Origin of the sequence: Actomonas spartinae (genome assembly GCF_051209155.1) — a bacterium.
In the GTDB taxonomy this organism is placed as follows: domain Bacteria; phylum Verrucomicrobiota; class Verrucomicrobiia; order Opitutales; family Opitutaceae; genus Actomonas.
In genome coordinates this window covers 1-26,288 of the sequence record NZ_JBPJGB010000005.1, presented here as the reverse complement: position 1 = coordinate 26,288, position 26,288 = coordinate 1, and the positions used below count along the sequence as shown (strand labels likewise).

Below are 26,288 nucleotides of genomic sequence, written 5' to 3'. Positions count from 1 at the left end.
CGAGCGGGCGGCCTACATTGCGGTTTCGAACACGTAATGTAGGCGAGGCGCTTGCGCGCGCTCCCGGTGCCTCACAGCCGGATAAAGATCCGCTTCCGATACAGCAGCCAGACCGGCACAAAAATCACCGCGGCGTAGAGCACGGCGCAGGTGAGGGAGGCCAGCTTGGCGGAGGCACCGGCGGCCTCGGCGGCGGCAAAGGTGAGGCTTTGCAGGGACTCGCCCCCGAACCAATTGCTCCAGATCACGATGCCGAGCATGCCGGCAAGCGTGTAGGCGGTGATGGCGTTGGCGCCGAAGACGAGGCCCGGCCAGGCCCAGGCATTCCAGTTGAGTCCGTCGATCAAGGCGGTCGCGAGGCCGAGGCCCAGCATGGCCCACCCGGCGGTGACGAGCACGAAGGAGCTGCTCCAGAGGTTCTTGTTGATCGGGAAGGAATGGCTCCAGAGGTAACCGAGCGCGAGGCAGACCGCGGCGCCGACAAAGAGGACCGTCAGCCGGTCGCGCAGGGTCGTGAAGCGGATGAGCGCCATGCCGGTGAGCACGCCGAGCAGCGCGGTGGCGATGGAGGGTAGGGTGCTGAGCAAACCTTCCGGATCCCAGGTGCGTTCCCAGAAGGCACCGGGCACGAGCGTGCGATCGAGCCAGGCGGACAGGTTGGTGCCGGGCTGGAGATTGGGCGCGATCGCGTTGGCGCTGGTGGCCGTGATCTCCACCGGCACATGAGCGCCGAGAGCCCGTTCGATTTGGCCGGTTTCCAGGGCTTCGTTGATGACCTTGTCGCGGGGCACCGGCACGAAGGTGAGCAAGGACCAATAGCCGACGAGCAGGGCGGCCGTGATTGCGGTAAACGTGCGGCGGCGTTTGATGGCGAGAAAGAGAAGGGCGGTGACCACGAAGACGATCGCGATGCGTTGCAGCACACCGACGACACGCAGGCCGGTGAAGTCGAAGGTCGGCCACAGGTTGAGAAAGATGCCGACGGCAAAAATCTTGAGCCCGCGCAACAGAATCTTGCGGCTGAGTTCCGCGCGGTCGGCGCCGGCCTGCAGGCGCTTGGTGTAGGCGAGGGCGATGGAAACCCCGACGATGAAGAGGAAGAAGGGGAAGATGATATCGGTGGGCGTAAGCCCGTGCCACGACGCGTGCAGCAGCGGAGCATACACGGCGCCCCAGTCGCCCGGGGTGTTGACGATGATCATGGCGGCGATGGTGAAACCGCGCAGCGCGTCGAGCGCCAGCAGCCGGGAAGGAGGGTGGGGTTCAGCCATGGCGAGTGGGGATGGAGCGGACGATGAAGATGGCACCGACGACTGCGCCCGCGAGCAGGGCGAAGCCGGTTCCAAGACGGCCGTAAAGCACGAGGCCGGTGCCAAAGAGCGCGAAGTAGATCGCGAAGGTGCCGAGCAGGAAGTTGAGTAGGCCGCGCGGTAGCGAGCCATCAGTCGGTGGCGGCGTTTCCCCGGCATCTCTCAGCTGTTGGTGCACCCGTGCCCAACCGGGACCGGCGGGGCGAATGGCGCGCACGAAGGCCTGCAGCGTGGCGTCGTCGGTGGGGGGCGTCAGAAGCGTGACGACGAACCAAAGGACGGTGGTCACGCCGACACTCACCACGAGTTGCACCGGGCTGGTGAGCGGCTCGAAACCGAGTTTGGCGTAGCCGAATTCGAAGAAGATCGCGACGAGGAAGGAGATGATCATGCCGGCGATTTCGGTGGCGGCATTGATCCGCCACCAGAACCAGCGCAGGATGAAGATCAGGCCGGTGCCGGCGCCGATCGAAAGCAGGATGTTGAAGGCTTGCAGGGCGTTCTCCAGGGCGAGGGCCACGAGGGCGGCGAGCACCATGAGCGCCACGGTGGTGAGGCGGCCGGCGCGCACGAGCTCGGCCTCGGTGGCGGTCGGCCTCCAAAAGCGGCGGTAGACGTCGTTGACCACGTAGGACGCGCCCCAGTTGAGGTGCGTGGAGATCGTCGACATGAAGGCGGCGATGAGGGAAGCGATGACGAGTCCGATTACGCCGGCGGGCAGAAAGGCGAGCATGGCCGGGTAGGCGAGGTCGTCGCGCACGAGGGTGTCTGGCAGGTGCGGAAAAGCGGCCTGCAACGTATCCAGGTTTGGATACATGACGAGCGAAGCGAGCGCGACGAGGATCCAGGGCCAGGGCCGCAGGGCGTAGTGCGCCAGGTTGAAGAAGAGGGTGGCGCCGACGGCGTGGCGCTCGTCCTTGGCCGAGAGCATGCGCTGGGCGACGTAACCACCACCGCCGGGTTCGGCGCCGGGATACCAGACGCTCCACCATTGCACCGCCAGCGGAACGATGAAGACACCGACGAGGAGCGCGGGGTCGTTGAAGTCGGGGAGGAGCGAGAGTTTGTCGCTGACGTTCGGGTGGGCGAGCAGGGCGGAGAGTCCGCCGATGTCGGGATGGTTGACCAATAGACTGGCCGCCCAAACCGAACCGATCATGGCGAGGATGAATTGGACGAAGTCGGTGATGATCACGCCGCGCAGGCCGCCGAGGGAGCTGTAGAGGACGGTGATGACGGAGGCGATGACCAGGGTCTCGGCGGGAGAGAGGCCGAGCACGACGCCGCCGAGCTTGATGGCGGCGAGGCAGACGTTGGCCATGATCATGACGTTGAAGAACACGCCCAGATAGACCGCGCGGAACCCGCGGAGGAAAGCGGCCGATTTGCCACTGTAGCGCAGCTCGTAAAACTCAAGGTCGGTGGCCACACCCGAGCGACGCCAGAGACGGGCGTAAACAAAGGTCGTGAGCATGCCGGTGAGCAGGAAGGCCCACCACACCCAGTTGCCGGCGATGCCGTTTTGGCGGACGATGTCGGTGACCAGGTTCGGCGTATCGATGGCAAAGGTGGTCGCGACCATGGAGACGCCGAGCAGCCACCACGGCATGGAGCGGCCGGAGAGGAAGTATTCGGAGGTCGAGCTGCCGGCGCGTTTGGAGACGGCCAGACCAATGACCAGGGAGCCGACAAAAAAGGCGGCAATGATGGCCCAGTCGAGCGGGGTAAGGGGCATGGTTAATTCATTTACAGGAGGGAATAGAGAGGAACGGAGCTGTCAGCCGGGTAGGTTTACAGAAGGAAACGAAGAGAACAAAGAGGGGCAGGGAAGCCTCCGTTGCCCCCTGTTTTCTCCTGTGAAAACTAGTCTGAGAGTAGCGATTCGATGGCGTCGACGATTTGAAGCTCAACTTTGGCGACCGGTTGACGAGCGCGGGCGAGGATGGCCTCGGCGTCGGCGGGAGGTTCGCCGGCAAGGGCGGCGGTGATGAGATCGGCGAGTTCCATGAGTCGTTCGTAGAGCGGCACCGCCTCCCGCAGGGTCGGCGCCTCATCGACGGATTCGCTGAAGAGGACGTAGGAGAACCGCCACAGTTCCAGCAGGGTTTCGATTTCAGCGCTGTCACCGGAAACTTGATACTTGGCGACCGCGGCGTTGAAAGCCCGCGCACCGGGGGCGTCGGCGATGGCGATGTCGGGGAGCAGGGTGTAGGGCGAAAACTGGCTGTAGGAATCGTCGGCGTTGCGCTGGTAGATTTTGAGGGGTTCGACCAAATCGGCCAGCAGCATCAGCGGCTCAGGATCGGCGCCGCGGGTCAGACGGCGGGCGAGCATACGACGGTTCTTGATATGGGTCAGGCCGTGCTCTTCGAGCTGAACCGCGATGGTGTCGAGGCGCTGATACATGTAGTCGACGTCGCGGACGGTGACCGGTGACCAGAAACGTTCAGCAATTGCGGCCATGCGTGGCCAGATGCGGGAGTCGACGGTTTCGGGCGTAACGTGTTCGCTCCACATGGTGGCTTCGCCGCCGAGCACCCGGGCGGCTTCCTCGGCCGTCAGGGTGGTATCGGCGGGCAACGGGTCGTTGAGGTAGTGGAAGGAGGCCGGCTGCATGAGGTCGATGTAGTAGCCGTTCGAGAGGATGCTCTGGTAACCCTGGCGGGCGGCCTGCTCCATGGCTTCGCGACCGCGCCAGGAGTGGATGACGATGTTGGTGGGCATACCGGGTTGGAAGATCTCGTCCCAACCGATCATGCGTTTGCCGAGCTTTTCGAGAACCGGCAGGAGGCGCTGGTTGAAGCGGGTCTGCAGTTCGTGCAGGTCGGTGATGCCGTGCTCCGCCATGTAGGCTTTGATATGGGGAGCGGCGTTCCAGTCCTTGCCGTTCACCTCGTCGCCGCCGATGTGGAGGTAGGGGTCGGGGAAGAGGCCGGCCATCTCGGTCAGGAACTTTTCCAGGAAATCGTAGGTGCTGTCCTTGGTCGGATCCATCGCCGGATCGAAGATGCCCCACTTGCGTTCGATCTCGTAGTCGCGGGGCACGCTGGCGAGTTCCGGGTGGCCGACGAGCCAGGCGGTGGCATGGCCCGGCATGTCGAACTCGGGGTAAACGCGAATGCCGCGGGCGTCGGCGTAGGCGAGGATGTCGCGAATCTGTTCCTGGGTGTAATAGTCGCCATCGGAGCCGAGCTCGTGCAGCCGCGGGAAGACTTTGCTCTCCACGCGAAAGCCCTGGTCCTCGGTGAGGTGCCAGTGCAGCACGTTGAGTTTCACCGCGGCCATGCCATCGAGGTTTCTTTTGATCATGCCGATGGGCATGAAGTGGCGGGCCGAGTCGATCATGAGGCCGCGCCAGGGGAAGCGGGGGGCGTCTTCGATGGTGAAGGCGGGGAAACTGAAATGACCGCCTTCGACCGACAAAAGTTGGAGCCATGTTTCCAGCCCATGCATGGCGCCGAGATCGGTGGGGGCGGTCAGGGTGATGCCCTCGGTCGCAATATGCAGGTGGTAGGTCTCGTCTTCGCCGAGTGCGAGCGCCCCGGTTCGTTCGACGCGAATGGTCAGACCGGGGGCGGAGAGTCTGTCCTGCGGCGAGACCCGGCCCTGCGGGAGAAACAAGCCGGTGCGGTCGCGCAGGCGTTTCAGCACGCGGTTTGTGCCTTCCCAAATCCGGCTGTCGGCCGGAGCTTCGATCGCGACGCGGAAAACGAGGTTGAGGTCGAATCGACCGGAGCCGCTTTCGATCGAATGGGGCAGCGGCATGAGGGCGGGCGTTTGCGCCACCGCCGCGGCGAGCGGGGCAAGGGAGAGGGCGAGGAGGAGTCGAAGCATGACGGGGTTTAGAAAGCAGCGAGTTGTTTGAGCACCTCGGCACGGAAGGCGCCGAGGTGGGGGGCAACCAGATCGGTGAGGGTGAGGCGGTCGTCCTGTGCCAGCGGGGTCAGGTCCATGGCAAAGGTCAGCGCGGGGGCGGCGTCGACGGCGTGCGAGTTAAAGTAGGTCGCGTTGGCGCGACGCCGGCCGAGGGTGGCGGCGACGTAATCCTTGCCGCCGGAGACCTGGGAGCGGAAGACGGCGATGAGTTCGCGCTCGAGGTCGGGCAGACGGCCGACGGGCAGGGCGACCTTGGCGTCGTCGGCCAGCCAGTCGAGGTCGCGCCAGACCTCGCAGCCGAGAATCTGCTGCGGTCGGGCGGCGATCGGGAGGTGGCGCAGCGCGGCGATGCAGGCGTGCAACACCCCGATGTGGGTGGCGTGTTTGTCGGCCGGGTTGTGGAGGTAAAGGGTCTGGGGGCGCGCGGCGTCGAGCAGGGTGGCGAGTTGTTCGACCACCGGGTTGCGGGCGGCCGGATCCTTGATGATCCGGCTGGGCACGCCGAGCTGGGCCTGGAAGGCGTAGCGACCGAGGCGGGCGGCTTCGTTCTGTTCCTCGATGCGCACTCGGCGCATCTGTTCGTCGGAGAAATCCGAATACGCTCCGGTCCGGGCGCTGCCGCCGCCATCGGTGACGGTGATGCCGCCGAACCACGCGTCGTCGCGATCGAAGCACTGTTCGATGCCGTGGTAGGCGAAGATTTCGAGGTCGTCTTGGTGCGCGCCAATGGCGAGGTGGGTGGTGCGGCCCAGCGCGGCGGTGGCCGGCATGCCGTCCGGCACAAAGAGGCGGTCGAGCAGGGTGGGGCTCATGTGGCGGTGGACGTTGAGGCTTCGGACATCGGGTGCCAACGCACGAAACACTCGATGGCCTCGTATTCGGCGAGGCCGAGACGGTCGTAGAGGCCGGCGGTGGTGCGGTTGCGGGTGACGGCCTGTTCCCACGGTTCGGCACTGGCGCGATCGGTCACGGGAGTCTGGTGGCGCTGGGAGCGGTGTTGGTAAATGGCCTGGGCCTTGCGATCGAGTTCGTCGGGAGAACATGGCACCGCCATTTCGATTTCGGCGAGCGGCCACTCGCGGCCGTCGCTGCGAAAAAGCCAAATCCAGCAGTCGCGTGTCCAAGCGTGTTTGGCCGCGTCGCGGAAGGCGTGGGCGAAGGCGGCGAAGCTTTGGGCGGGCACGGAACTGGGATCGGCCGCGGCGCCGGTGGTGAAAATTTGATGGGGCTGTATCTCGTGCAGCAGGCGGCCGACGGACTCGACGTCGGCGGAGGTCACGGTGAAACGCCGGTAGGTGCCGGCTTCGTAGAAGGGCAGATCGAGGAAACGCGCCGCGGTGGCGTTGAGTCCGCATTGCTCGAGCGCCGCCCGGGCTTCGCTGCGCCGGAGGTAGGCCTTGAACTGGCGGAGGTCGGCGGAGTCCTGATCGAAGTCGCTCTTGCGGGCCAATTCGTCGAGCACGCGACGGGCCAGTGAGTCGGTTTCGGCCGCGTTGGCTTCGAGCATGAGCTGCGCGGCCCAGCGCGCTTCGGTGTCGGGAATGCCGAGGTTGCCGGAGGTGAGGTAGGCGACGGTGACCTCGTGGCCGTGTTGCACGAGGCGGTGCAGGGTGGCGGCCATGGCGAGGATGTCATCCGCGGGTTCGGGGCTGAGCACGAGCACGCGCTTGCGGGCGGGCTCGGCGCGTTCCGGTCGGTGGGTGTCATCGACGTGGGGTTTGCCGCCCGGCCAACCGGTGATGGTGTGCTGGACCTCGTTGAAGAGACGAATGTTGAGGTCGTAGGCCGGGCCGTGGCTGGTGACGAGGTCGGCGAGGCCGTTTTCCTGGTAGTCCTTGTCGACGAGTTTGAGCAGGGGCTTGCCGAGCCGGAGGGAAAGGTCGGTGACCGCGCGGCGGGTGAGGGTGGTGGACCATTCCGGAAAACCGACGAGCCAAGGTGAACGGTGGCGGGTGAGCTCGGACGCGGCCGGCGCATCGAGAATCACCTCGGACGCGGCGTGCGATTGGAGGTAGCTCGCGGGGACGGTGTCGGAAGGCATTTCCTCAATGGCCTGGCGGAGCACGTCGGCTTTGGCGCGGCCCCACGCCAGCAGGAAGATGCGGCGGGCGCGGAGGATGGTGCCGACCCCCATGGTGATGGCGTAACGCGGCACGTTGGCCTCACCGCGAAAGTCGCGGGCGGCGTCGGCGCGGGTGAGTCGGTCGAGCGTGACGAGGCGGGTGACCGAGGCCGGACCGGACCCGGGTTCGTTAAAACCGATGTGGCCCGTGCGACCGATCCCGAGGACCTGAATGTCGATGCCCCCAGCGTCGTCGATGGCCCGTTCGTAGGCGGTGCAGGCGGCATGAACTTCGTCGCGCGGCAGGTCGCCGGGCGGGACGTGGATCTGCGCGGCGGGAATGTCGAGGTGGTCGAACAGCTGTTCGCGCATGAAGCGGTGGTAGCTCTCGGGGTGTTGCGGCTCGAGGGGGTAATATTCGTCGAGATTGAAGGTGACGACGTGGGCGAAGCTGAGTCCCTCCTCGCGATGCCGCCGGATCAATTCCCGATAAAGCGGGACCGGGGTCGAACCCGTGGCGAGGCCCAGCACGGCGGGCTGACCGGCGTCCGCGCGCTCCCGGACCAGCCGCTCAATGGCGTCGGCGACGTGCGCCACGGCGGCTTGGTTGTGCGGAAAAACAGCGGTGGGGATGCGTTCGAACGTCGTGGTCGAGTCGGTCATTGGGAGCAACGCCGTTCATGCTACGGTTTCTGGGGAAGCCAAAGATTGCCAAATATGATCCATTATTTGATAAATCCGATCATATGCCCGCTGCCGCCAAGTTCAGTTCCCGGCTGGATCCCATGGTTGGGGTGGTGCCACGGGACTACTTTCACGGCGTGCGGGCGCCGGACTTGTGTCGGGCGGACAACGTGCTGGCCTTTCTGCGCACGGAGCGGGCGGTGTTGCATGAGAGTGGTTTCACCACGCGGCCGCATCATCGTTACGTGTTGATCGTCAATTTTGAGACGGCGGGCACGCTCAGCATCGATGGCGTGAGTTTCCGACTGCATCCCGGCGAGGCCTTTCTCATCTCCCCCTACCAGCTGCATTTCTACATGGACGTCGCGGCGGCGGAGATCCGATGGCTCTTTTTTACCTTCGAGGCGGAATTGCCGGAAGCGTTCGCGCCGATTCGCAACGTGCCCATCCCGCTGGGCGAGGCCGAGTTGGCGGAGGCCGCCCAGCTCGGCGCGGTCTACCTCGGCGTCGAAACGGCTGGGGGCGGCCGACGGGCAGCCTTGTTGCTCGGGCTTTCGCTCCTGCTCAACCGGCTCAAGCACCTCGGCGCGCGGCGGACGCCGCGGCTGCCGCCCTCGGGGCCGGACGATGGCTTGCTGGAGCGTGTGAATCGTTTGCTTTCCTGGCACCTGAAGGAGCGGCTGGGGATCGGCGACCTCGCGGAGCGCTTGGCGATGTCAGAGAGCCACTTGCGGCGCCGCTTCCGCCAACTTACCGGGATGAGCCTGGGTAGCTTTCTGCTGCATTACCGCCTGAACCGCGCGATCAAACTCCTGGTGCATTCCGAGCTGTCGCTCACCCAGATCGCCTTTGAGTGCGGTTACGAGTCACTGGCGGCGTTCAGCCGCTCGTTCCACGGTAAAGTGGGCAAGACGCCCTCGGCTTTTCGGAAGGATGGGCGGTGACCCGGTCCGAGACTTGGCAGCGTGGTCGGCGGTTCAGCGTGCGGTCGTTGAGCGAGCGGGAATCTGCAACCAATAGTCATCCTGGCGACCGCCCCCCCGCACCTCGAGGCGGTCGGCAAACACGCTGATGGTGGCGTAGGCGGTTTCCGTGGTGTCGACCATGCCCTTCAGGGTGAGGTAGTGGATTCCGCCCTTGAAAGCGTAGGCGCCGTCGTGGCGATGGCCGTTGATATAGGCGACGACACTCGGGTGGCGCTCGAGCAGAGCGACGATTTCCAGCGCATTCCAAGCGGCGTGGGCCTCGATCGGGTAGACGGGATGGTGGCTGTGGAGCACCACACTTTCGCCGGCCTCGTCGGCGGCCTGAAGTTTTGCTTCGATCCACGCCAACTGTTCGGGGCCGATGCCGCCGTTATAGGTCGGTTGGTCGCTGGCGAATCGCCGGTGATAGGCCAACGAACGCGCGTGGGCCGGTGAATCCTGAGGATGGGCGTAGAGGCTGAGATCGTTGGTATCGAGGACCAGAAATCGCCACGTTCCGACGGTGAAATCATAATAGCGCGAGCTGAGTCCGAGGCGGGCCGGCACTTGGGGTTTGAAAGACTCGGCGACTTCAAAGTCATGGTTGCCCAGCACGTGCCGAAATGGCGCGCGTGACATTGCAGCGATCGGTAGGACCACGTCGTAGCTGTCCCAATCCCGGTCGATGAAGTCGCCGAGGTGGACGATGTGGGTGAGGTCCTGGCCGTTGAAGTCCTCAATGCAGGCGCGCAACTTGTCAGGCGAGAGGTCGTATTTGCGGCGATCGGAGCTGCGGTCGTCATATTGACAGTCGGCAATCGCACCAAAGCGGAACAGCGCTTCGGTCGGCGCCTCTGCTTGAGCCACTTTGATCGGGAACAGGCTCAGCACAGCGACCAAGGGAACACGGTGGGTCCGGACCATGCGCTCTTCGTTAGGCCATCGATCAGTGGGGGGCAAGCCGGCCGCCGCCTGTCGCCCGATTGTCACCGTGATGAGGCCGCCGTTTTGCCGGTTGCCTTCACCCCTTCGGCCCCCTTTATCGGGCGGCACTTATCGACTGATCATGGCAGACACCCCGGACCTCGACATTGACCGCGTGGCGCAGCTCGCCCGCATCGCCCTCACGCCCGAAGAGAAGACCGCCTACGCCGCCCAGCTCGGCGAGGTGCTCAAACACGTGGAGCAGCTCAAACAGGTGGACGTCTCCAACGTCGAGCCGACGGCCCACGCCTTCGCGGTGGAAAATGTTTGGGCCGACGACGTGGCGGAACCCGGCCTGCCGGTGGAGGAGGCGCTGCGCAACGCCCCCGCCCAGCGCCAGAACATGATCGTCGTGCCCAAAGTGGTGGAGTGAGCCGTATGTCGACCGATCTCTGTTTTTCCAGTCTGGCCCAAGTCTCCGCCCAACTCGCCGCCGGCGAGGTGTCCGCGGTCCAGCTGACCCAGGCCGTCATCGACCAGACCGCGGCGGTGGACGCACGCGTGCAAGCCTTCAACTCGACCAACGTAGAGGATGCCTTGGCCCAGGCCCGGGCGTCCGATCAGCGTCGTGCCGCCGGTCAGGCGAGGGGACCGCTCGATGGCATCCCGATCGCCTTGAAGGACGTCATCGCGGTGAAAGACCAGCCGCTCACGGCCAGCAGCAAGATGCTGGAAAATTTCGTGTCGCCCTACGACGCAACGGTGACCGAGAAGCTCAAAGCGGCCGGCGCGGTGCTCTGGGGCCGGGCCAACCTCGACGAGTTCGCGATGGGTTCGTCGACGGAGAACTCGGCCTTCAAGCCGACGTGCAACCCTTACAACCTGGAGTGCGTGCCCGGCGGCAGCTCGGGCGGCAGTGCGGCGGCGGTCGCGGCCGGCGAAGCGATCGCCACGCTCGGTTCCGACACCGGCGGATCCATTCGTCAGCCCGCGGCCTTCTGCAACGTGGTTGGTCTCAAGCCGACCTATGGGCTGATCTCGCGCTATGGCCTGGCGGCTTTCGCCTCGTCGCTCGACCAGATCGGTCCGTTCACCCGCACGGTTGAGGACGCCGCGATGATGCTGCAGGTGATCGCCGGCCACGACCGTCGTGACTCGACCTCGTTCAAGACCGAGATCCCCGACTATCGGGCTGCTTTGGCGGAAAAGAAGGGCCCCTGGAAACTGGGCATCCCGAAGGAATACTTTGGCGCCGGGCTCGATCCCGAAGTCGCGGCCGCGATTGAAAAGGCCATCGCCTTTTATCGCGAGCAAGGCTGCGAGATCCGCGAGGTTTCGCTGCCGCACACGGAGCATTGCCTGAGCGTGTATTACATCATCGCGACGGCGGAGGCATCGTCGAACCTGGCGCGCTACGACGGCATCCGTTACACCCACCGCAGTGCCGAGGCGAAGGACGTGGTGGACCTGTATTACAAGTCGCGCGCCGAAGGTTTTGGCCCTGAGGTGAAGCGTCGTATCATCCTCGGCACCTACGTGCTTTCGAGCGGTTACTACGACGCCTACTACTTGCGCGCACAAAAGGTGCGAACGCTCATCCGGCAGGACTTCCTCAAGGCTTACGAAGAAGTCGATGCCATCCTCACCCCGACCACGCCGACGCCGGCGTTCAAGTTCGGTGAAAAGGCGGCCAATCCGCTGGCGATGTATTTGTCCGACATCTACACGATCGGCGTGAATCTGGCCGGGCTGCCCGGCATCTCGATTCCGGCCGGCTTCAGTTCCAGCGGGCTGCCCATCGGCCTTCAGCTCATCGGCCAACCCTACCGCGAGGCCGACCTCCTCGCCGTCGCCCACGCCTACGACTCCGCCCACGACTGGAGCCAGCAACGCCCACAACTTTGATTTTTAAGCCCACGGACCACACGGAACCTGCAGGATGAATTATTTCAGTGTATTCCGTGTGTTCCGTGGGCCCCTCCTTCTGAAATGAATTACGAAGCTGTTATCGGACTTGAGGTCCATGTGCAGGTTAAGACTGCGTCGAAGATTTTTACCCGCGTGGGTCAGGGTTACGGGCATCCCGAAAATTCGCTGACCGACCCTGTGGTGCTCGCGTTGCCGGGCACGCTGCCGGTGATGAACAAAGCCGCGCTCGACGCCATCATCAAAGCCGGCCTCATGCTGCACTGCGACATCGCCGAGGTCTGCAAATGGGACCGCAAAAACTACTTCTATCCGGACTCCCCGAAGAACTACCAGATCTCCCAATACGACCAGCCGATCTGCATCGGCGGAGCGGTGGAGATCGAGTTGCCCGGTCCGTCGCGCAACGTGATGGGTGAGCACAAGCAGATCCCGCTGACGCGCATCCATCTCGAAGAAGACGTCGGTAAGCTCACGCACTTCGCCCACGACTCGCTGGTCGACTACAACCGTGCGGGCACGCCCCTGATGGAGATCGTTTCCGAGCCGGCCATTGCTTCGGCCGAGGAGGCCTATGCCTACCTCACCGCCTTGCGCACCATGATGGTCTACGCCGGCATCTCCGACTGCGACATGGAAAAGGGCCAGATGCGCTGTGATGCGAATATCTCGATCCGCCCGGTCGGCCAAACCGAGCTCGGCGTGAAGGTGGAGCTGAAAAACCTCAATTCCATCTCCTACGTGCGCGATGGCATTGCCCACGAAATCAAGCGTCAGCTCGCCGTGGTGAAGGCCGGCGGGACGCTCGTGCAGGAGACGCGCGACTACGACGGTGTGGCCGGCACCTCCCAATCCTTGCGCACCAAAGAAGACGCGCACGACTACCGCTATTTTCCCGATCCCGATCTCATGCCGGTGCGGGTCGACGAGGCTTGGAAGAATCGCCTCGCCGCCGAGTGCCCGGAGCGCCCCTTCGACAAGCAGCGCCGCTTCATGGATGAATATGATGTGCCCTACACGATCACCTCGGTGCTCGTGCCGGATCGCGCGCTCAGCGACTTCTTTGAGGCAGGCGTAGCCGCCGCGGGCAAGGACAAGGCCAAACAAGTGGCCAACTGGATCATCAATGACCTCCTGCGCGAACTGAGTGCGGCCGGCCAATCGCTGGCCGAAACGAAAGTCACTCCGGCGCACCTCGCCGACATTGTGAAGCTCGTCGAAGCCGGCACGATCAACAGCAACATTGCCCGCGAGGTTTTTGCCGAAACCTTCGCGACCGGCGATACGCCGAGCGCGGTGGTCGAGCGCAAGGGCCTGAAGGCCGAGACCAATACCGATGAACTGGAGCAATGGTGCCGTGACGCCATCGCGGGCAACGAGAAGGCCCGCACCGACTTCCTCGGCGGCAAGGAGAGCGCAATCAACGGCTTCAAGGGCCCGGTGATGAAAGCCTCCCGCGGCAAGGCGAATCCGAAGCTGGTCGACGAAACGCTCCGTCGTCTGCTGGCGGAGATGAGCTGACCGACGATCGCGGGAATAAGTGGGAAGAAACGGACTCCAATGTTCGTTCCATGCCTGATTTATTCCGAATCCTTCGCCACGCCGCGGTGGTTCTCACCGCGTTCGGCCTCCTCTTCCTCCTGACGGGGTGTGGCGCGGTGCCGATCGCGCAGCAGCGCTTGGTTTCACGGCCGGCGATGACCTTCGACGAGTCAGCTGCCGGACATGCGGCGGTGAACCTCGCCGCCCAAATTGAACCCGGCGTCGCCACGACTGGCGGCGCCCAAAACGCGGGTTGCACGTCTTGTCGGTGAAACGGTGGGGCAGGTGGCTGGTGCTGGCGGTCGGCCTGACCGTAGCCGTGCGCGCAAACGCAGCGGAGGTGGACGATTGGCGTGACATCACGTGGCTCGATCGCGACAACGGCGTGCCGCGGCGGCTCGATGATTACACCGGCAACCTGCTGGTGTTGGACTTTTTCGCCTACTGGTGTGCGCCGTGCGCGCCGGCTTCGGCGACGATCGAAACCGAAATCACCCGTCCCTATGCGGCGCAATCGACCCGCGTGCAGGTGGTGGCGCTGAACGTGGAATCGGCCCGGCCCGATCGAACCGCGGCCTTCATTGCCCGGGCCGAACTCAGCCACGTGGGCGACGATCCAGGTGGTGAGGTGTTGGAGGCGCTCGGGGCCCGCAGCCTGCCGTTTCTGGCCGTGCTTGATCTGCGTGGCGAACGGACGGAATGGCGGGTCGTGTATCAACACAATGGATTCGAAGGCGCGGATGCGCTGCGGGCCGTGATCGAGGCGGCGCGGAAGGAGGCGCCATGAGCCGGGTGGCCGCACTCGTCCTGTGGTTGGCCGGCGGTGTTTCGACGGTGCTGGCGGAGCCACGTTGGGATTTTTCCGGGGAAAGCGTGCGGGCGTCGGACGTGGACCTGATCCAGCTGGCGAGCAGCTGGCGTTGGGAGGTGCCGGCGCGGGCGTTGCGCGGCGAACTGAGCTTGGCGCGCAATGACCTGACGATCGACTACCGGCCGGTGCCCTTCGACTTTCGGGGCAAGGAGCTGAGGCGGTCGGAGCACAGCGAGGCCTTGCAGACCAACGTGCGGTGGCGGTCAGCGGAAACCTTGGAATGGATCGGCACCGCGGGTGCCTACCAAGGATTCACCAACTACCGGTCACTCTGGCTCGCGGAGTATTTTCGGCAGCAATACGAACCGTTGGGGATGACGGCGATCGATCGTTGGGAAGCGCCCGATCCACGGGGAGTGAGTGCCGGGGCCGGGGTGCGTTGGGAGTATCTGCGGGCGTCGGGCTTTCTCGAGTTCACCGCGGCGCTGGGTCGTGACGAGGTGGCGCCTGGCTACGAGATCGATTTCGACGGTCTGCGCCGGGGGCGCGTGGGGCTCAACACCGCGGCGTTCACGCTTTCCACGGAGAACGTGGTGTCGCCCAGTGTGCGGAGTCGAATAGTGCTGCGGGCCTCGCGGGTGTCGGAACGGTCGTGGCGCTTCGGTGGCGAGGCGGCGCTCAACTGGGCGGTGGGGGAGCGTCTGGTGTTGCGTGGCGTGCTGGGCGGCGCGACCGAGGATCCGCGATTCCATGCCTGGTTTGGCGGACTCACGGTGGACTGGGCGCTCACGGATCAATGGGCCTGGTTTGTCCAAGGGCGTTACTACACGGACACCGGTGAGATCGAGGACGCGCTGCTTTTCACCAGCGCTGCGCCCGGGCTGCACAGTCGTCGCTGGGCGACGGGCGTGCGCTGGCAGGGCGAGCGGTGGGCCCTCCGTCTGCAGGCGGGTGAGTTGCGCAGCGATCACGACCCCACCAATCCCCGGCTCGACTTTTTTCAAAACCTCTACCGCGACCGTGTTTGGACCCTCATTCAGGTCGCGGCCTCCGTCACCTACTGACCCGAAAGTTTATCGTCATGCGTCAGACCGTTTTTTTTCGCTGCTTATGGCTCGCGGGCGCCCTTGCGCTCGGAGCGCCGTCCCCTGCCCAAGTGCCGGGTTCTTACCAAGTGGGCGACATCGTGCAAAATTTCACCCTGATTGATCGAGCGACCGGCAATCCGGTCGAACTCTACGATTTGGAAGGGCAGGTGATCTTCCTCGAATGGTTCGCGCATTGGTGCCCATTTTGTCAGGCGGCGGCGGCGGAGATCGAACCGGGCGTGGTCAGGTATTTCAATGACGCCGGGGGAAATTTGGCCGGGCTGCCGGTCAAGCACGTCGCGATCAACCTGCAGGGGAACGAGGAAACCGCGACACAGTCGTTTGTGGATTTTTACGGGCTCGGTCTGGTGCTCAACGATTTCAATCGCATGGTAGCAAACCGGTTCCAGGTGGGCGGGCAGCCGATTTTCGCCATCATCAACGGCGTGGCGGACTCCGCGTCCCACCAACAGTGGGAACTGCTGTATTCGGAACTTGGTTACGGCAGGCTGGATTTCCCCATCAACACCTTCCGCAGCGTGATCAACAGCGTGCGGGCGGCGGCGGGCGGGGGTGAACCCGAACCCGAACCCGAACCGGAACCCGAGCCCAACCCCGAGCCGACTCAACCGCCGACCATCACCTGGCAGCCCCGTGCGCAAACCGTGGTCGCGGGGCAGTCGGCGCAGTTCACGGTCGGCGCGGCCGGGCAGGGCGCGTTGACCTATCAATGGCGTCACAACGGCGTGGACGTGGTGAATGAAGTGAAGGCGTTTCTGAAATTGCCTGAGGTGAGTCCCGCCGATGCCGGCGCTTACTCCGTGGTGGTGAGCAACAGTGCGGGCAGTGTGGAGACCGACGTGGCGACGCTGGTGGTGAATGCCGGCGCGACTGGACGTCTCGTCAACCTTTCGTCCTTGTCCTATTCCGGCGCAGGCGCGCAGCAACTCGTGCCGGGTTTTGTGACGGAAGGGGCCATGCGACTGTTGGTGCGGGCGGCGGGACCGAGTCTGGAGGAATTCGGGGTCGAGGATCGCCTGGCCAATCCCATGCTGCAACTGGCGGAGGGTTCGACCGTTATCGCCAGCAACGACGATTGGGAGGACGATGGTCAAGGCCCCGCACTTTCCGCGGCGGCCGCGCAGGTCGGGGGATTTGCGCTGCATGCCGGGGCCGCGGATGCAGCCCTGCTCTACGACCATCCCGGTGGCCCCCGCTCGGCGCCGGTGGTGGGGGGCAATGGCGCCGCCTTGGTCGAGGTGTATGAGGTGCCGACGGCGGGACGCACGGGACATTTGGTCAACCTTGCCACCCGCGGTTTGGTCGCCGCTGACGGCCGGCTGGTGGCGGGCTTTGTGATCGATGGCAATGGAGCGCGAACGATGCTGATTCGTGGTGTCGGTCCCGCGCTCGAGGATTATGAGGTGCCGGGGTTTCTGGAGGATCCGCGGATCACGATCGCCAGCGGTGGCGTTGAGTTCATCGGCAACGATGACTGGGCTGATACACCGAACAATTTGGCGGAAGCGGCGGCGGCGGCCACCGCCGCAGGGGCCTTTGCGCTCCAACCCGGTAGCGCCGATGCCGCGCTGGTGATCACCTTGTCGCCGGGGGCCTACACCGTGCAGGTCTATGGGGCGCCCGGGGAATCGGGGGTGGTGTTGGCGGAAATTTACGACGTGACGGATGCATTGTAGCGCGAGGTCGGGAACTGTCATCGAGCCCAAATAGGCGGTGGATGTTCCGGGTGAGGACCGCGACCGGTGCCGCGCTGCCCGGAAGTTTGTTCCGCGGTGACCACGCGGATTCGCCCCGTAGAATTCGCTTCTTCCCGGCGTGGACGGTGATCTAGCGTGCCGTCCTACGTATGAAGGAATCGACAGCGAAGCCCGAGTCGGGACCGGTTAAGTTTGGCACCTTTGGCGGGGTGTTTGTGCCGAACGTGCTGACGATTCTCGGCGTCATCATGTTTCTGCGCACCGGCTGGGTGGTTGGGCAGGCGGGCCTGAAGGACGCGTTGATCATTCTCTTGATCGCCAATGCGATCACGCTGCTCACCAGTCTGTCGCTGTCCTCGATCTCGACGAACATTCGGGTGAAAGGCGGCGGGGCCTACTTCCTGATTTCGCGCAACCTCGGGCTGGAAATCGGCGGCGCGGTGGGTTTGCCGCTGTTTCTCGCGCAGGCGGTGTCGGTGGCGTTCTACATCATCGGTTTTGCGGAGTCGCTGGAGTTTTTGATTCCCGGTTTGCCAACGCGGCTGGTGACGATCGTGACCTTGGCGCTGATCTTCGTGGTCGCGTGGGTGGGGGCCGACATTGCGGTGAAGGCGCAGTATTTCATTCTGGGGGCGCTGGGGCTCTCCCTGGTGTCGTTCTTCATCGGCTGGTCGCCGGTGCCGTCGTGGTCAGCCAACTTTTCCCCGGCCTATTCGGAGGGCGCGAGTTTCTGGTTGGTCTTCGCGATCTTCTTTCCGGCGGTGACCGGCATCATGTCCGGCGTTTCCATGTCGGGCGATCTCAAGGAGCCGTCCAAGAGCGTGCCGAAGGGCACGATCCTGGCGGTGGTGGTGACCTTTGTGATCTATGCGCTGCAGATGATCTGGCTATCGCTGCACGCCGATCGGGAGGAACTGGTGACGAACAACCTCGTGATGGAGCGCATCGCGGTGGTGGGGCCCTTGATCTTCGTCGGCCTGTGGGCGGCAACGCTGTCGTCGGCCCTGGCCAGTTTGTTGGCGGCGCCGCGCACGCTGCAGGCGCTGGCGCAGGACCACGTGGTGCCGCTGGTGTTGGGCAAGGGGCACGGTCCGGCCAATGAGCCGCGGCTGGCGCTGCTGGCGTCGACGGGATTGGCGGCGCTGTGTTTGCTGGCGGGCAAGCTCGACGTGATCGCACCGGTGATCTCGATGTTCTTCCTCACCACCTATGGCACGGTGAACCTGGTGGCGGGCCTCAGTGCGCTGGCGGCCAACCCGAGTTATCGACCGACTTTCAAGGTGCATTGGCTGCCCTGTTTGCTGGGCGCGGCGGGCTGTTTGTTTGCGATGTTCCTGCTCAACGCGCTGGCGACGGTGGTCGCGGTGGCGTGCATTATTGGGCTGTATTCGCTGCTCAAGAGCCGCCGCTACCAGACGGCGTGGGGCGACGAGCGCAGTGGCATTTGGTTCGCGCTGGCGCGTTTCGGTTTGTTGCAGCTCGCGGCCTCGCGGCAGCACGTGCGCAACTGGCGTCCGGTGATTCTGGTGCTGGTGGGCAACCCGACCAACCGGCTGGCGTTGGTCGAGCTGGCCAACCGACTGGAGGCGCGGCGCGGGTTGCTGTTTCTGTCGCAGGTGATCACCGGCGACTGGTCGGCGATGGTGAAGCGGCAGGCCAAGATGCAGCGGCAGTTGCAGGACTTCATTCGCGAGAGTCGCATTTCGGCGGTGGGTAAAACCGTTATGGCGGAGAGTTTTGAGCAGGGCGTTTCCACGCTGTTGCAGGTGGCCGGTGTCGGGGCGCTCGAACCCAACACCGTGCTGATGGGCTGGAGTGAAGACGCGCTGCGCGAGAAGGATTTTCTGGGTTCGATTCGTCGCATTCTGGAACTCGAGCGCAACCTCTTGATCTTTGCCGAGGCTGAGCTGCCGAGCTACCAGCTCGAACCGGTGATCGACGTGTGGTGGCGGGCCCGGGCCAACGGTAGCTTCATGCTCACGCTGGCCCACCTCTGGCAGCACGAGGCGGCGGGAAAACCATTCAAGTTGCGCGTGCGCCGCATCGTCGAAACCGAGGCGGGCCGCGCGGAAACCGAAGCGGCGATGAAGGAGCTGGTGCGGGCCACGCGCTTCGAGGCCGAGATTGAGATCATTGTTTCGAATGGTTCGCCACTGGAAGTGATCGCGCGGGAATCAGAGCGATCGGCGCTGGTCTTTGTGGGGATGGCCATCGATGCGCCGCGCGAGGGCGTGAATCCGCTCGCGCCGCTCAAACCGATGGTCGCCGCGCTGAAGGGCGAGATCATCCTGGCCAAGAGTTGGGAAGATCTGCACGCCCACGAAACCGACGAAACTTGATGGCCTTGCGGAAGAAACCGCCGCGCTGCTGACTCCCTTCTCCCATGCGTTTTCTGATCACCGCTGGTCCCACCCGCGAACACATCGATCCGGTCCGTTATTTGAGCAACGGCTCCAGTGGCAAGATGGGCTATGCGCTCTCGGCCGCCGCGGCGGCGCGGGGCGGGGAGGTGGCGTTGGTGAGTGGACCGGTCGCGCTGGCGGCGCCGCCAGGGGTGTCGGTGACGCGCGTGGTGTCCGCGGCGGACATGTTGGCGGCGTGCGCGGAGCGTTTTGATGCCTGCGATGTGTTCATCGCGGTCGCGGCGGTGGCGGACTACCGACCGGCACAACGGAGTGACGACAAAGCGGCGAAGGTCAAAGGACCACACGCGCTGCAGCTCGAACCGACCGAAGACATTTTGAAAACCATGGGCCAGCAGCGGCGACCGGGTCAGTTGCTCGTGGGTTTCGCGGCGGAGACGAGCGATCTTGATGTGAAGGCGCCGGCGAAACTCGCGGCCAAAGGCTGCGATTGGATCGTGGCCAATGATGTGAGCGCGCCGGGCATCGGTATGGACGCCGATGCGAACGCCGTCTCGTTGTGGAATCGCGAGGGCTTGGTGACGCGCTTGGGACCGGCGCCCAAAGCGCAGATCGCGGAGGCCATCCTCGCGCAGGTGTTGCCGAGATCAGGCAGGCTTTGAGCCGCAGGCGAGCAGGGTCTCGAAGAAAGGTTCCTGTTCCTCGCGGCTGACGGTGGTGACTTCGACCTGGTCGAAGCCGGCTTGGCGCAGGAAACCGTGCAGGGCGTTTTCCGAGAAACCGAGCCAGACATCGGCGTAAAGTTCGTGCGCCTTTTCAAAGCTGTGGGCCTTGAGATCGAGCAAGAGCAGTTGGCCGCCCGGGCGCAGGATGCGGAAGGCTTCGTTGACCGCGGTCTGCGGGTGCTGCGCGTGGTGCAGTGCTTGGCTGAGGATGGCAAGATCGACCGAGGCGTCGGGCAGGGGCACCTTTTCGACGTCGCCGAGTTTGTAGCTGAGGTTGGCGAGGCCGTTCTTCTTTGCGAGTTCGGTGCCGACCTCGACCATGCGCGGGGAGTTGTCGATGCACCACACCTTGGCGGCGCGGCGGGCGAGGAGTTGGGAGATGAGGCCTTCGCCAGCGCCGAGGTCGGCGATTTCGATCTGCGGTGCGAGTCGGAGAGCGAGGTGGCCGATGGCTTCCCAGGACCGGCCGGGGCAGTAGTTTTTTCCGAGCTTGCCGGCGATGAGGTTGAAATACTGTTCCTGGTGGGCGCGGCGTTTTTGCAGGACGCGTTCGAGGTTGGTGCGGTCTTCGCTGAGTTCAGGTTCGTTCGCGGCGGCGGCGTCGCAGGCGGCGTTCACGAGTTGGGCGACACCGGCCGCGAGGCGCGGATGCAGCGCGTAGTAGGCGCGCTTGCCGTCGCGGCGGTCGCGCACGAGCTCGGCGTTGCGCAGCTGGGCAAGTTGCGAAGAGATGCGGGATTGGGCCATGCCCAGAATTTCCTCAATCTCGCTGACGGAGAGTTCCTCCTCGCGCAGCAGCGAAAGCAGGCGGACGCGGGTCGGGTCGGAGAGAAGCTTCAGGGTATCCCAAGTGCCGTTCACAGCGGGGAGTTAGCGGGGAACGGCAGCGGTGCGAAAGAACAAAGTCGGACGGGTTCAGCGCGCGAGGCAGGTCGCAACGACTTCGGAGGAGGTTTCCTCGAAGTAACGGGCGAGGCGACGGTGGGCGCGGGAGAGGCGCGACATCACGGTGCCCATGGGAATGTTGAGGCGGCGGGCAATGGACCGGTAGTCGAGGCCGTGCAGGTAACGCAGGCGGAGGGTGTCGCGATACATGGGCTCAAGGGCGTCGAGTCCGCGCAGGATGGCCGCTTTCTCGTCGGTGCCGAGGGCGGTGCCGGGCACGGGGAGTTGTTCGTCGGCGGGTTCGGGCAGGTTCTCGTCATGGGTCCAGCGGGACTGACGGGAGCGTTGATGGAGGAATTCGCGGTAGACGGTGGTGTGCAACCAGCTCTTGGCGCGGGAATGGTCACGCAGGGCGTGTTGGTTTCGAGCCAAGGTCAGGAAGGCGTGCTGCGTGAGGTCGGCGGCGGTGTGGGATTCACGGGTCAACGAGGCGGCGTAGCGAAAGACCGGCACGTAGAAGTCGTTGACGATGGCATCGAGATCGAGGGAGGGCATTTGGGTGGAGGGATCGAGGTTGGGAGGTGGAGGTTAAACGAACGAAATCAGGGGTGGGGCGGGGTGTCGGAAGGGATGGCCGTGAGTTCGCGCATGAGCGCGGGGTCGTGGCGGATCTCGGCCAAAGTGTAGCGCGGAGGAATGTGCTGCGGGCAGTTCCAGTCGAATCCGCGTATCTTGAGCGTGAATACGCGTTCAGGTTGACCGACGTAGCCCGGCACGATGAGGCGTTGGAGGAGCTGCGGGTTATCCTCGGCGAATTCCCATTTGCCTTCGGCCCAGACCTTCAGCCGCTGCCGCCGCGGGTAATCCATGAGGAACAGGCACACGCGGGCGTCGTCCCGCACGTTGCCGACGCTGATGTATTGGCGATTTCCGCGAAAGTCGGCGAAGCCGAGGGTGTGTTCGTCGAGCACCCGCAGGAAACCGACGGGGCCGCCGCGAAACTGGACGTAAGGCCAACCACTGGGACCGACAGTGGAGAGGTAGAAACCGTCGCGTTGGCGGATGAAATCAACTTCGGCGGGACCGAGGGTGGCGCGGCTGCCGGAGGTCTCGACGCGGGCGTAGGCTTTGCGGGAGCCGTAGCGTTCCTGTAGCGAGCGGATGGTTGGACTGAACGCGAAGTGGGTGAAATTTTCGTTCATCGGGAGCAGCGAAAATTGGGGGCGACGGGAGGCGAATGAGGAGCGGGGAGGGAAGAGAACCTCGGGTCGTAGGCGCTGGGTCCAAGGCGCGCCTGGCGCCGACGACCCGAGGGTGGTGGAGGTCCGGGACTTTGTGTCCCGGCAAAACGGGTCAGAAGGTGAGCAGGGTGAAGCCGTCGGCCTGCAGTTTGCGCAGGCTGGGCAGTCCGCTGGTGTGCGGAACCGGGTTGTCGCGGATGAGCTCCAAGCCGGTGACCTGGGCGTCTGCGCTGGCGCCAAACACGTCGGCACAACCGCAGGACACACCGGCGATCTTGTCCTTCACGCCTTCGTAGAGGGCGTGGGCAGGATGAGCCTCGTCGGAGAGCACCAGCGGCCAGCGGGTGGCAGCGCCTTGGAAGAGCACGGTGACCTCGTCACCGGCTTGTTTGTAGTCGTAGGCGGCGGCCAGACCGTTGAACAGGCGGCCGAGGGATTCTTCGGACGCGGACTTGGGATCAGAAAGGAGGATGATGGCGGTTTTCATTTTGAATTTGGTTAAGGCTCATGAACGAACGATTCGGAGGCTTGGGAATCCGACCGGTCGGTCATTATTTATGGGAGGCGACCGGTCGGTCGGTTATTTCCCAAAAAACGAAATTAATTCCGTTCGATGAGTTGCCGGGCGGTGCCGCGGGCAACTTCCACCGGCCAAGTGTTACGGAAGACCTGCATCTCCACGATGCAGCCCTCGAAGAGGATCAACACGGCGCGCGCCATGGCCAGCGAAGCATGGGTGTCGCCCTCCGGGTTCAGTCGACGGGTGATGCTGTGGATGCGATCGAGCAGCCCTTGTTTGTGGTCCACGATTTCGGTGCGCATGGGGTTGTTGGCGTCGGGCAGCTCCGAGAGGGTGTTGAGAAAGGCGCACCCTCGGTAGTTGCAGTCCTGCATCCACCGCTCAAGGAAGCCGAAGAGACCCATGATTTGCCCGCCAGGGGTGGGGTCTTGGTCGGCCAGGTAGGCGTCGAGCCAAGTGTTCCAAGTGTGGTGGCGCTTCTTCAGCCAGGCGACGCCGACCTGCTCTTTGGATTCGAAGTGGGAGAAGAAGGTGCCTTTGGCGATGCCGGCCTTGTCGATGATTTGTTTGATACCGGTGGCGTGGTAGCCCTGCTCATAAAAGAGGTGCGAGGCCACATCCAGGAGTTGTTCTTTGCGAGATTTGGTGGATTCGGAGGACATGTGGTTTGGGTTGAAATGAACCGACCGCCCGGTCGGCTCAAGGGCAAATTAGTCGCGGGTTGCGGAGGCAGTGTCCGAGGGTCCGGCGGCGACCGGCGGACACGGGCGCGGCCAACGGAATTGGCGTTCGGTTTCAGCGATGGGCACATCGTTGATGCTGGCCACCCGGCGGCGCATGAGGCCGTTGGGAGCAAACTCCCAGTTTTCGTTGCCGTGGGACCGGAACCACTGGCCTTGATCGTCGTGCCATTCGTATTCGAAAGTCACGGCGATGCGATTGTCGCGGTAGCACCAGAGTTTCTTGCGCAGGCGATAACAGTGCTCCCGCGACCATTTGGTGCTGAGGAATTCGCGGATGGCATCGCGGCCTTGCAGAAACTGGTCGCGGTTGCGCCACTCGGAATCGGGCGTGTAGGCCAGACTCACTTTCGCTGGATCGCGGGTGTTCCAGGCGTCTTCGGCGGCTTGGACTTTGGCCAAGGCGGTCTCGTGCGTGAAGGGCGGGAAGGGCGGGCGCGCTTCTGCGGAGGGAGAGGGTGAGGGAATCATGGCAGTGAATCGGATGGTTCGAGTGTGGCCGTCGTCAGCGGCTTGCTGCGCCGGGCATGTTCCCATGAGCAATGGCGGCCAAAATTTATTCGTCGGACGACTCAGCCTCTGGTCGAGGGCACAAAAAAACGCCGGTCCAAGGACCGGCGTTTCGAAATTTGCGGGGAGGCGAGGCTCAGGCCTTGCTGTCGATGTAGCGGGCGATGCTCGTGATCTCGTATTCGTCCTCGCTCGAGCCGATCTTGACCTTCACCTGCTCACCGACGCGCTTGCCGAGGAGGGCTTGGCCCAACGGGGTCTTGTAGGCGATGACGTGGTTCTCCGGATCGGAATCCCAAGCGCCGAGCACGGTGTAGGTCGGGGTTTGGCCGTTGCCGAGGTTCTTGAGGGAGACGATGCCGCCGACGCTGACGACGTCGGTCGTGGCCTCGGTGAAGTCGGTGATGCGGGCGCGGCCGAGGTCCTTCTCGAGTTGGGACTTGCGGGCCATGAGCACGGACTGGTCCTGCTTCGCCATCTTGTATTCGGAGTTTTCCTTCAAGTCGCCGTGTTCGCGAGCGGTGGCGATGGCCTTGGAGTTCTCCGGAATCTTCTTGGTGACGATCTCGTCGTATTCCTCGCGGGTGCGCTCGTAGGACTCGCGGGAAACGAGGAGGGCCTCCTCCTTGGCTTCGGCGTCGCCGGCCACGAGGGACTGGATGGCGGGGAAGATTTTGATGAAGCGGGCGAGCAGCGACTTCTTGGTGAGTTCCTCGAAGCCCTGATTGAGCATGAGGGTGTTGGCGAGGTCGCGGGCGGTTTCGGGATCGGCCGTCGAGAGCAGGTCGGCGATGAGATCTGGATCGTCGCTGAGAATGTCGGCCAGCGGGATGCGGCGGGCGGAAGCGGCCTGCAGGGCCTCGTAGTCGATGGCGAAGAAGATGGCGCTCAGCAGCCGCGGGGTGATGAGGTCGTTGAGGAGCTTGGCGAACTTCTTGGAGTGGCGGTTCTTGACGATCCACAGCAGCACCGGGGCGCGGAGGTTTTGTTCCACCTGCCAGCGCTTGAAGGTCTCGGCGAGGTCGTCGGCGTAGCCGTTTTCGACGAGGAAATTGATGCACTCGGTGGTGAACTTGCCCTGCGAAGACTTGAGCAGGTTGAAGACGACGTCGCGGCACTCGATGGGGTGGGTATCCTTGATCAGTTCGAGGAAACGGCTTTGGAAACCCACCGGGATAGCGTCGGCGATATCGGGCAGGTCGCGCACGTCGCTGATGATCTCACCCTGGGACGGCTCGAGCGTGGCCACGTTAACCTCGGCGAGTTTGGCGAGGTCGTCGCGGATGGCGGCTCCGTAGAGGCGCTCGGCGTGTTCGAGCTGGTTGGATTCGCGCACGGCTTCGGTCACGACTTCGAGCACCTTCTGGAGTTCCTCCTGACTCTCGCCCTTTTCGACGGCGGTGAGGAGTTTTTCCGCGATGGCGATGCGGCGACGGGCGGAGCGGGTGCCTTCAAACGACTCGATGAGCTCGTCCTTGGCGGAAACCGGGGTCTCGCGGAGGATGAAAAGTTCGGTCTTTTTGGCCGGGACGGCGATGCGCGGGTCCTTGGCGACGACCTTCTTGGCGGCGGACCACCACTTCTTGAACTTCGTTTCGCCGACGACCTGGGTGAGGGTGATTTCGAGCTCGATCGCGGTGGCGGCGTTGTTCGGGTAGGCCTGCAGGGCCTCGACCACGAGCTGGGCCGGGTTCTTGTCGACGAGCTCCTTGATGACTTCGGTCTCGGTTTCCTTGCGGGCGAGAATGTGGTTGGCGGGCAACACATCCATGGTGTTGACGCAGAAAGCCGGGTCCATGGCGTGGCCAGGCTTGTCTTTGAAGTCGATGATCAGGCGCTCGGCGGCCTCGTCATAGCTCTTGATTTGGCCGAAGCCCCAGCTGCGATGGACCACATAAGCATCGGGCTCCATGGATTCCAGCTTGGCTACGGCCGCTTTTAGCGACGGTTTCTTGGCGACTAACGCTGATACGGCTTCCAAATTCATAACAAGGGACTTTTTCGTCTGAACTGGCCATTGGAGAGGATCGGGGTGGGTCATGTCAACAGGCAGCTCGGTTCAATCGTAGGTGGGCGTTTGGCACGATCGAGACATGCAAAGCCCCGGTGCTTGGGAGGCAGCCGGGGCTTGGAGGTGATAGGGGGGCGAGAAGCCGAACCCCGGCTTACTCTGGGATTTCGTAGATTTCGATGAGGGCGTTGCCGACTTCGCCGTTGGCGGCGGTGCTGACTTCGACGGAGTAGGCGCCGGGAGCGAGGGTGATGAGCAGGCCGGCGTCCTTGGTGCCGTCCTCGAGGGCGAAGGCGCCGACGGTGGAGTTGGCGGTGGTGATCTCGGCGGCGGTGGCGGTGCGCTGGCCGGCAAAGACCGGGGTCGGGGTCTGCCAGTCGTTGTTGG

General features: G+C 64.1%; 24 protein-coding genes. 10 read left to right on the top strand and 14 right to left on the bottom strand.

Going from position 1 to position 26,288, the window contains the following annotated elements; translation table 11 throughout:
• Window positions 1-71 precede the first annotated feature (71 nt).
• The 5 genes from AC0MRV_RS18940 to nagB all read right to left on the bottom strand — a co-directional run bounded on the left by AC0MRV_RS18940 (window position 72) and on the right by nagB (window position 7,911).
• Complete coding sequence (locus tag AC0MRV_RS18940) at window positions 72-1,271, bottom strand: acyltransferase family protein (protein ID WP_472766083.1); 1,200 nt, start codon at window positions 1,269-1,271, stop codon at window positions 72-74.
• Window positions 1,264-3,045, bottom strand: coding sequence for a sodium:solute symporter family protein (locus tag AC0MRV_RS18935; protein ID WP_472766082.1), 1,782 nt, complete (start codon window positions 3,043-3,045; stop codon window positions 1,264-1,266). Before AC0MRV_RS18935 ends, AC0MRV_RS18940 begins: the two co-directional genes overlap by 8 nt.
• 128 nt (window positions 3,046-3,173) lie before the next feature.
• Window positions 3,174-5,144 (bottom strand): beta-N-acetylhexosaminidase, encoded by a 1,971-nt coding sequence (locus tag AC0MRV_RS18930; RefSeq protein WP_472766081.1) that lies wholly within the window; start codon window positions 5,142-5,144, stop codon window positions 3,174-3,176.
• Window positions 5,145-5,152: 8 nt separating this feature from the next.
• Window positions 5,153-5,998 (bottom strand): PIG-L deacetylase family protein, encoded by an 846-nt coding sequence (locus AC0MRV_RS18925; RefSeq protein WP_472766080.1) that lies wholly within the window; start codon window positions 5,996-5,998, stop codon window positions 5,153-5,155.
• A complete protein-coding gene (nagB, locus tag AC0MRV_RS18920; RefSeq protein WP_472766079.1) occupies window positions 5,995-7,911 on the bottom strand; it encodes a glucosamine-6-phosphate deaminase in 1,917 nt (638 codons plus the stop codon). Before nagB ends, AC0MRV_RS18925 begins: the two co-directional genes overlap by 4 nt.
• Before the next feature lie 83 nt (window positions 7,912-7,994).
• Here nagB and AC0MRV_RS18915 point away from each other — a divergent pair, with 83 nt between their 5' ends.
• Window positions 7,995-8,876: an AraC family transcriptional regulator gene (locus AC0MRV_RS18915; protein WP_472766078.1), complete on the top strand. Its 882-nt coding sequence runs from the start codon at window positions 7,995-7,997 to the stop codon at window positions 8,874-8,876.
• A gap of 33 nt (window positions 8,877-8,909) precedes the next feature.
• Here AC0MRV_RS18915 and AC0MRV_RS18910 read toward each other — a convergent pair whose 3' ends face one another.
• The gene (locus AC0MRV_RS18910) at window positions 8,910-9,788 is read right to left on the bottom strand and encodes a metallophosphoesterase (protein ID WP_472766077.1); all 879 of its coding nucleotides are present in this window, start codon (window positions 9,786-9,788) and stop codon (window positions 8,910-8,912) included.
• Window positions 9,789-9,963: 175 nt separating this feature from the next.
• Between AC0MRV_RS18910 and gatC the strand changes: the two genes are divergently transcribed.
• From gatC to AC0MRV_RS18865, 9 genes are all read left to right on the top strand, one after another.
• Window positions 9,964-10,254, top strand: coding sequence for an Asp-tRNA(Asn)/Glu-tRNA(Gln) amidotransferase subunit GatC (gene gatC / locus AC0MRV_RS18905; protein ID WP_472766076.1), 291 nt, complete (start codon window positions 9,964-9,966; stop codon window positions 10,252-10,254).
• A 5-nt stretch (window positions 10,255-10,259) separates the two neighbouring features.
• Complete coding sequence (gene gatA / locus AC0MRV_RS18900) at window positions 10,260-11,726, top strand: Asp-tRNA(Asn)/Glu-tRNA(Gln) amidotransferase subunit GatA (RefSeq protein ID WP_472766075.1); 1,467 nt, start codon at window positions 10,260-10,262, stop codon at window positions 11,724-11,726.
• 84 nt (window positions 11,727-11,810) lie between these two features.
• Window positions 11,811-13,268 carry an Asp-tRNA(Asn)/Glu-tRNA(Gln) amidotransferase subunit GatB gene (gatB, locus tag AC0MRV_RS18895; RefSeq protein ID WP_472766074.1) on the top strand — a complete coding sequence of 486 codons (1,458 nt, stop codon included), beginning with the start codon at window positions 11,811-11,813 and terminating at the stop codon, window positions 13,266-13,268.
• A gap of 50 nt (window positions 13,269-13,318) precedes the next feature.
• Window positions 13,319-13,561 carry a hypothetical protein gene (locus tag AC0MRV_RS18890; protein WP_472766073.1) on the top strand — a complete coding sequence of 81 codons (243 nt, stop codon included), beginning with the start codon at window positions 13,319-13,321 and terminating at the stop codon, window positions 13,559-13,561.
• Between the two features lie 47 nt (window positions 13,562-13,608).
• Window positions 13,609-14,076, top strand: coding sequence for a TlpA family protein disulfide reductase (locus tag AC0MRV_RS18885; protein WP_472766072.1), 468 nt, complete (start codon window positions 13,609-13,611; stop codon window positions 14,074-14,076).
• Window positions 14,073-15,164 carry a hypothetical protein gene (locus AC0MRV_RS18880; RefSeq protein WP_472766071.1) on the top strand — a complete coding sequence of 364 codons (1,092 nt, stop codon included), beginning with the start codon at window positions 14,073-14,075 and terminating at the stop codon, window positions 15,162-15,164. The genes AC0MRV_RS18885 and AC0MRV_RS18880 overlap by 4 nt, the downstream gene beginning before the upstream one ends.
• Window positions 15,165-15,256: 92 nt before the next feature.
• Window positions 15,257-16,885, top strand: coding sequence for an immunoglobulin domain-containing protein (locus AC0MRV_RS18875; RefSeq protein ID WP_472766070.1), 1,629 nt, complete (start codon window positions 15,257-15,259; stop codon window positions 16,883-16,885).
• Window positions 16,886-17,055: 170 nt separating this feature from the next.
• Entirely contained in the window at window positions 17,056-19,245 is a 2,190-nt protein-coding gene (locus AC0MRV_RS18870; RefSeq protein WP_472766069.1) for an APC family permease, read from the top strand.
• Window positions 19,246-19,289: 44 nt separating this feature from the next.
• Window positions 19,290-19,931: a phosphopantothenoylcysteine decarboxylase domain-containing protein gene (locus AC0MRV_RS18865; RefSeq protein ID WP_472766068.1), complete on the top strand. Its 642-nt coding sequence runs from the start codon at window positions 19,290-19,292 to the stop codon at window positions 19,929-19,931.
• On the opposite strand, the gene AC0MRV_RS18860 is transcribed toward AC0MRV_RS18865, so the two are convergent.
• The 8 genes from AC0MRV_RS18860 to AC0MRV_RS18825 all read right to left on the bottom strand — a co-directional run.
• Complete coding sequence (locus AC0MRV_RS18860; RefSeq protein WP_472766067.1) at window positions 19,917-20,855, bottom strand: ArsR/SmtB family transcription factor; 939 nt, start codon at window positions 20,853-20,855, stop codon at window positions 19,917-19,919. The genes AC0MRV_RS18865 and AC0MRV_RS18860 overlap by 15 nt on opposite strands.
• Before the next feature lie 54 nt (window positions 20,856-20,909).
• Window positions 20,910-21,434, bottom strand: a complete 525-nt coding sequence (locus AC0MRV_RS18855; protein WP_472766066.1) for an RNA polymerase sigma factor — start codon at window positions 21,432-21,434, stop codon at window positions 20,910-20,912.
• A gap of 47 nt (window positions 21,435-21,481) precedes the next feature.
• Entirely contained in the window at window positions 21,482-22,081 is a 600-nt protein-coding gene (locus AC0MRV_RS18850) for a pyridoxamine 5'-phosphate oxidase family protein (protein ID WP_472766065.1), read from the bottom strand.
• Between the two features lie 151 nt (window positions 22,082-22,232).
• Entirely contained in the window at window positions 22,233-22,607 is a 375-nt protein-coding gene (locus AC0MRV_RS18845; protein WP_472766064.1) for a DsrE family protein, read from the bottom strand.
• 113 nt (window positions 22,608-22,720) lie between these two features.
• A complete protein-coding gene (locus tag AC0MRV_RS18840; RefSeq protein ID WP_472766063.1) occupies window positions 22,721-23,302 on the bottom strand; it encodes a TetR/AcrR family transcriptional regulator in 582 nt (193 codons plus the stop codon).
• Between the two features lie 48 nt (window positions 23,303-23,350).
• Window positions 23,351-23,851: a nuclear transport factor 2 family protein gene (locus AC0MRV_RS18835; protein WP_472766062.1), complete on the bottom strand. Its 501-nt coding sequence runs from the start codon at window positions 23,849-23,851 to the stop codon at window positions 23,351-23,353.
• A gap of 175 nt (window positions 23,852-24,026) precedes the next feature.
• Window positions 24,027-25,802: a transcription elongation factor GreA gene (greA, locus tag AC0MRV_RS18830; RefSeq protein ID WP_472766061.1), complete on the bottom strand. Its 1,776-nt coding sequence runs from the start codon at window positions 25,800-25,802 to the stop codon at window positions 24,027-24,029.
• 253 nt (window positions 25,803-26,055) lie between these two features.
• A partial coding sequence (locus tag AC0MRV_RS18825; RefSeq protein ID WP_472766060.1) for a hypothetical protein occupies window positions 26,056-26,288 on the bottom strand: 233 nt, incomplete at its 5' end.

Bases quoted from the DNA above. Each gene is read 5' to 3' on its own strand.
- AC0MRV_RS18940 (WP_472766083.1), bottom strand. From the start codon at position 1,271: ATGGCTGAACCCCACCCTCCTTCCCGGCTGCTGGCGCTCGACGCGCTG.
- AC0MRV_RS18935 (WP_472766082.1), bottom strand. From the start codon at position 3,045: ATGCCCCTTACCCCGCTCGACTGGGCCATCATTGCCGCCTTTTTTGTC.
- AC0MRV_RS18930 (WP_472766081.1), bottom strand. From the start codon at position 5,144: ATGCTTCGACTCCTCCTCGCCCTCTCCCTTGCCCCGCTCGCCGCGGCG.
- AC0MRV_RS18925 (WP_472766080.1), bottom strand. From the start codon at position 5,998: ATGAGCCCCACCCTGCTCGACCGCCTCTTTGTGCCGGACGGCATGCCG.
- nagB (WP_472766079.1), bottom strand. From the start codon at position 7,911: ATGACCGACTCGACCACGACGTTCGAACGCATCCCCACCGCTGTTTTT.
- AC0MRV_RS18915 (WP_472766078.1), top strand. From the start codon at position 7,995: ATGCCCGCTGCCGCCAAGTTCAGTTCCCGGCTGGATCCCATGGTTGGG.
- gatC (WP_472766076.1), top strand. From the start codon at position 9,964: ATGGCAGACACCCCGGACCTCGACATTGACCGCGTGGCGCAGCTCGCC.
- gatA (WP_472766075.1), top strand. From the start codon at position 10,260: ATGTCGACCGATCTCTGTTTTTCCAGTCTGGCCCAAGTCTCCGCCCAA.
- gatB (WP_472766074.1), top strand. From the start codon at position 11,811: ATGAATTACGAAGCTGTTATCGGACTTGAGGTCCATGTGCAGGTTAAG.
- AC0MRV_RS18890 (WP_472766073.1), top strand. From the start codon at position 13,319: ATGCCTGATTTATTCCGAATCCTTCGCCACGCCGCGGTGGTTCTCACC.
- AC0MRV_RS18880 (WP_472766071.1), top strand. From the start codon at position 14,073: ATGAGCCGGGTGGCCGCACTCGTCCTGTGGTTGGCCGGCGGTGTTTCG.
- AC0MRV_RS18870 (WP_472766069.1), top strand. From the start codon at position 17,056: ATGAAGGAATCGACAGCGAAGCCCGAGTCGGGACCGGTTAAGTTTGGC.
- AC0MRV_RS18865 (WP_472766068.1), top strand. From the start codon at position 19,290: ATGCGTTTTCTGATCACCGCTGGTCCCACCCGCGAACACATCGATCCG.
- AC0MRV_RS18855 (WP_472766066.1), bottom strand. From the start codon at position 21,434: ATGCCCTCCCTCGATCTCGATGCCATCGTCAACGACTTCTACGTGCCG.
- AC0MRV_RS18850 (WP_472766065.1), bottom strand. From the start codon at position 22,081: ATGAACGAAAATTTCACCCACTTCGCGTTCAGTCCAACCATCCGCTCG.
- AC0MRV_RS18845 (WP_472766064.1), bottom strand. From the start codon at position 22,607: ATGAAAACCGCCATCATCCTCCTTTCTGATCCCAAGTCCGCGTCCGAA.
- AC0MRV_RS18840 (WP_472766063.1), bottom strand. From the start codon at position 23,302: ATGTCCTCCGAATCCACCAAATCTCGCAAAGAACAACTCCTGGATGTG.
- AC0MRV_RS18835 (WP_472766062.1), bottom strand. From the start codon at position 23,851: ATGATTCCCTCACCCTCTCCCTCCGCAGAAGCGCGCCCGCCCTTCCCG.
- greA (WP_472766061.1), bottom strand. From the start codon at position 25,802: ATGGAGCCCGATGCTTATGTGGTCCATCGCAGCTGGGGCTTCGGCCAA.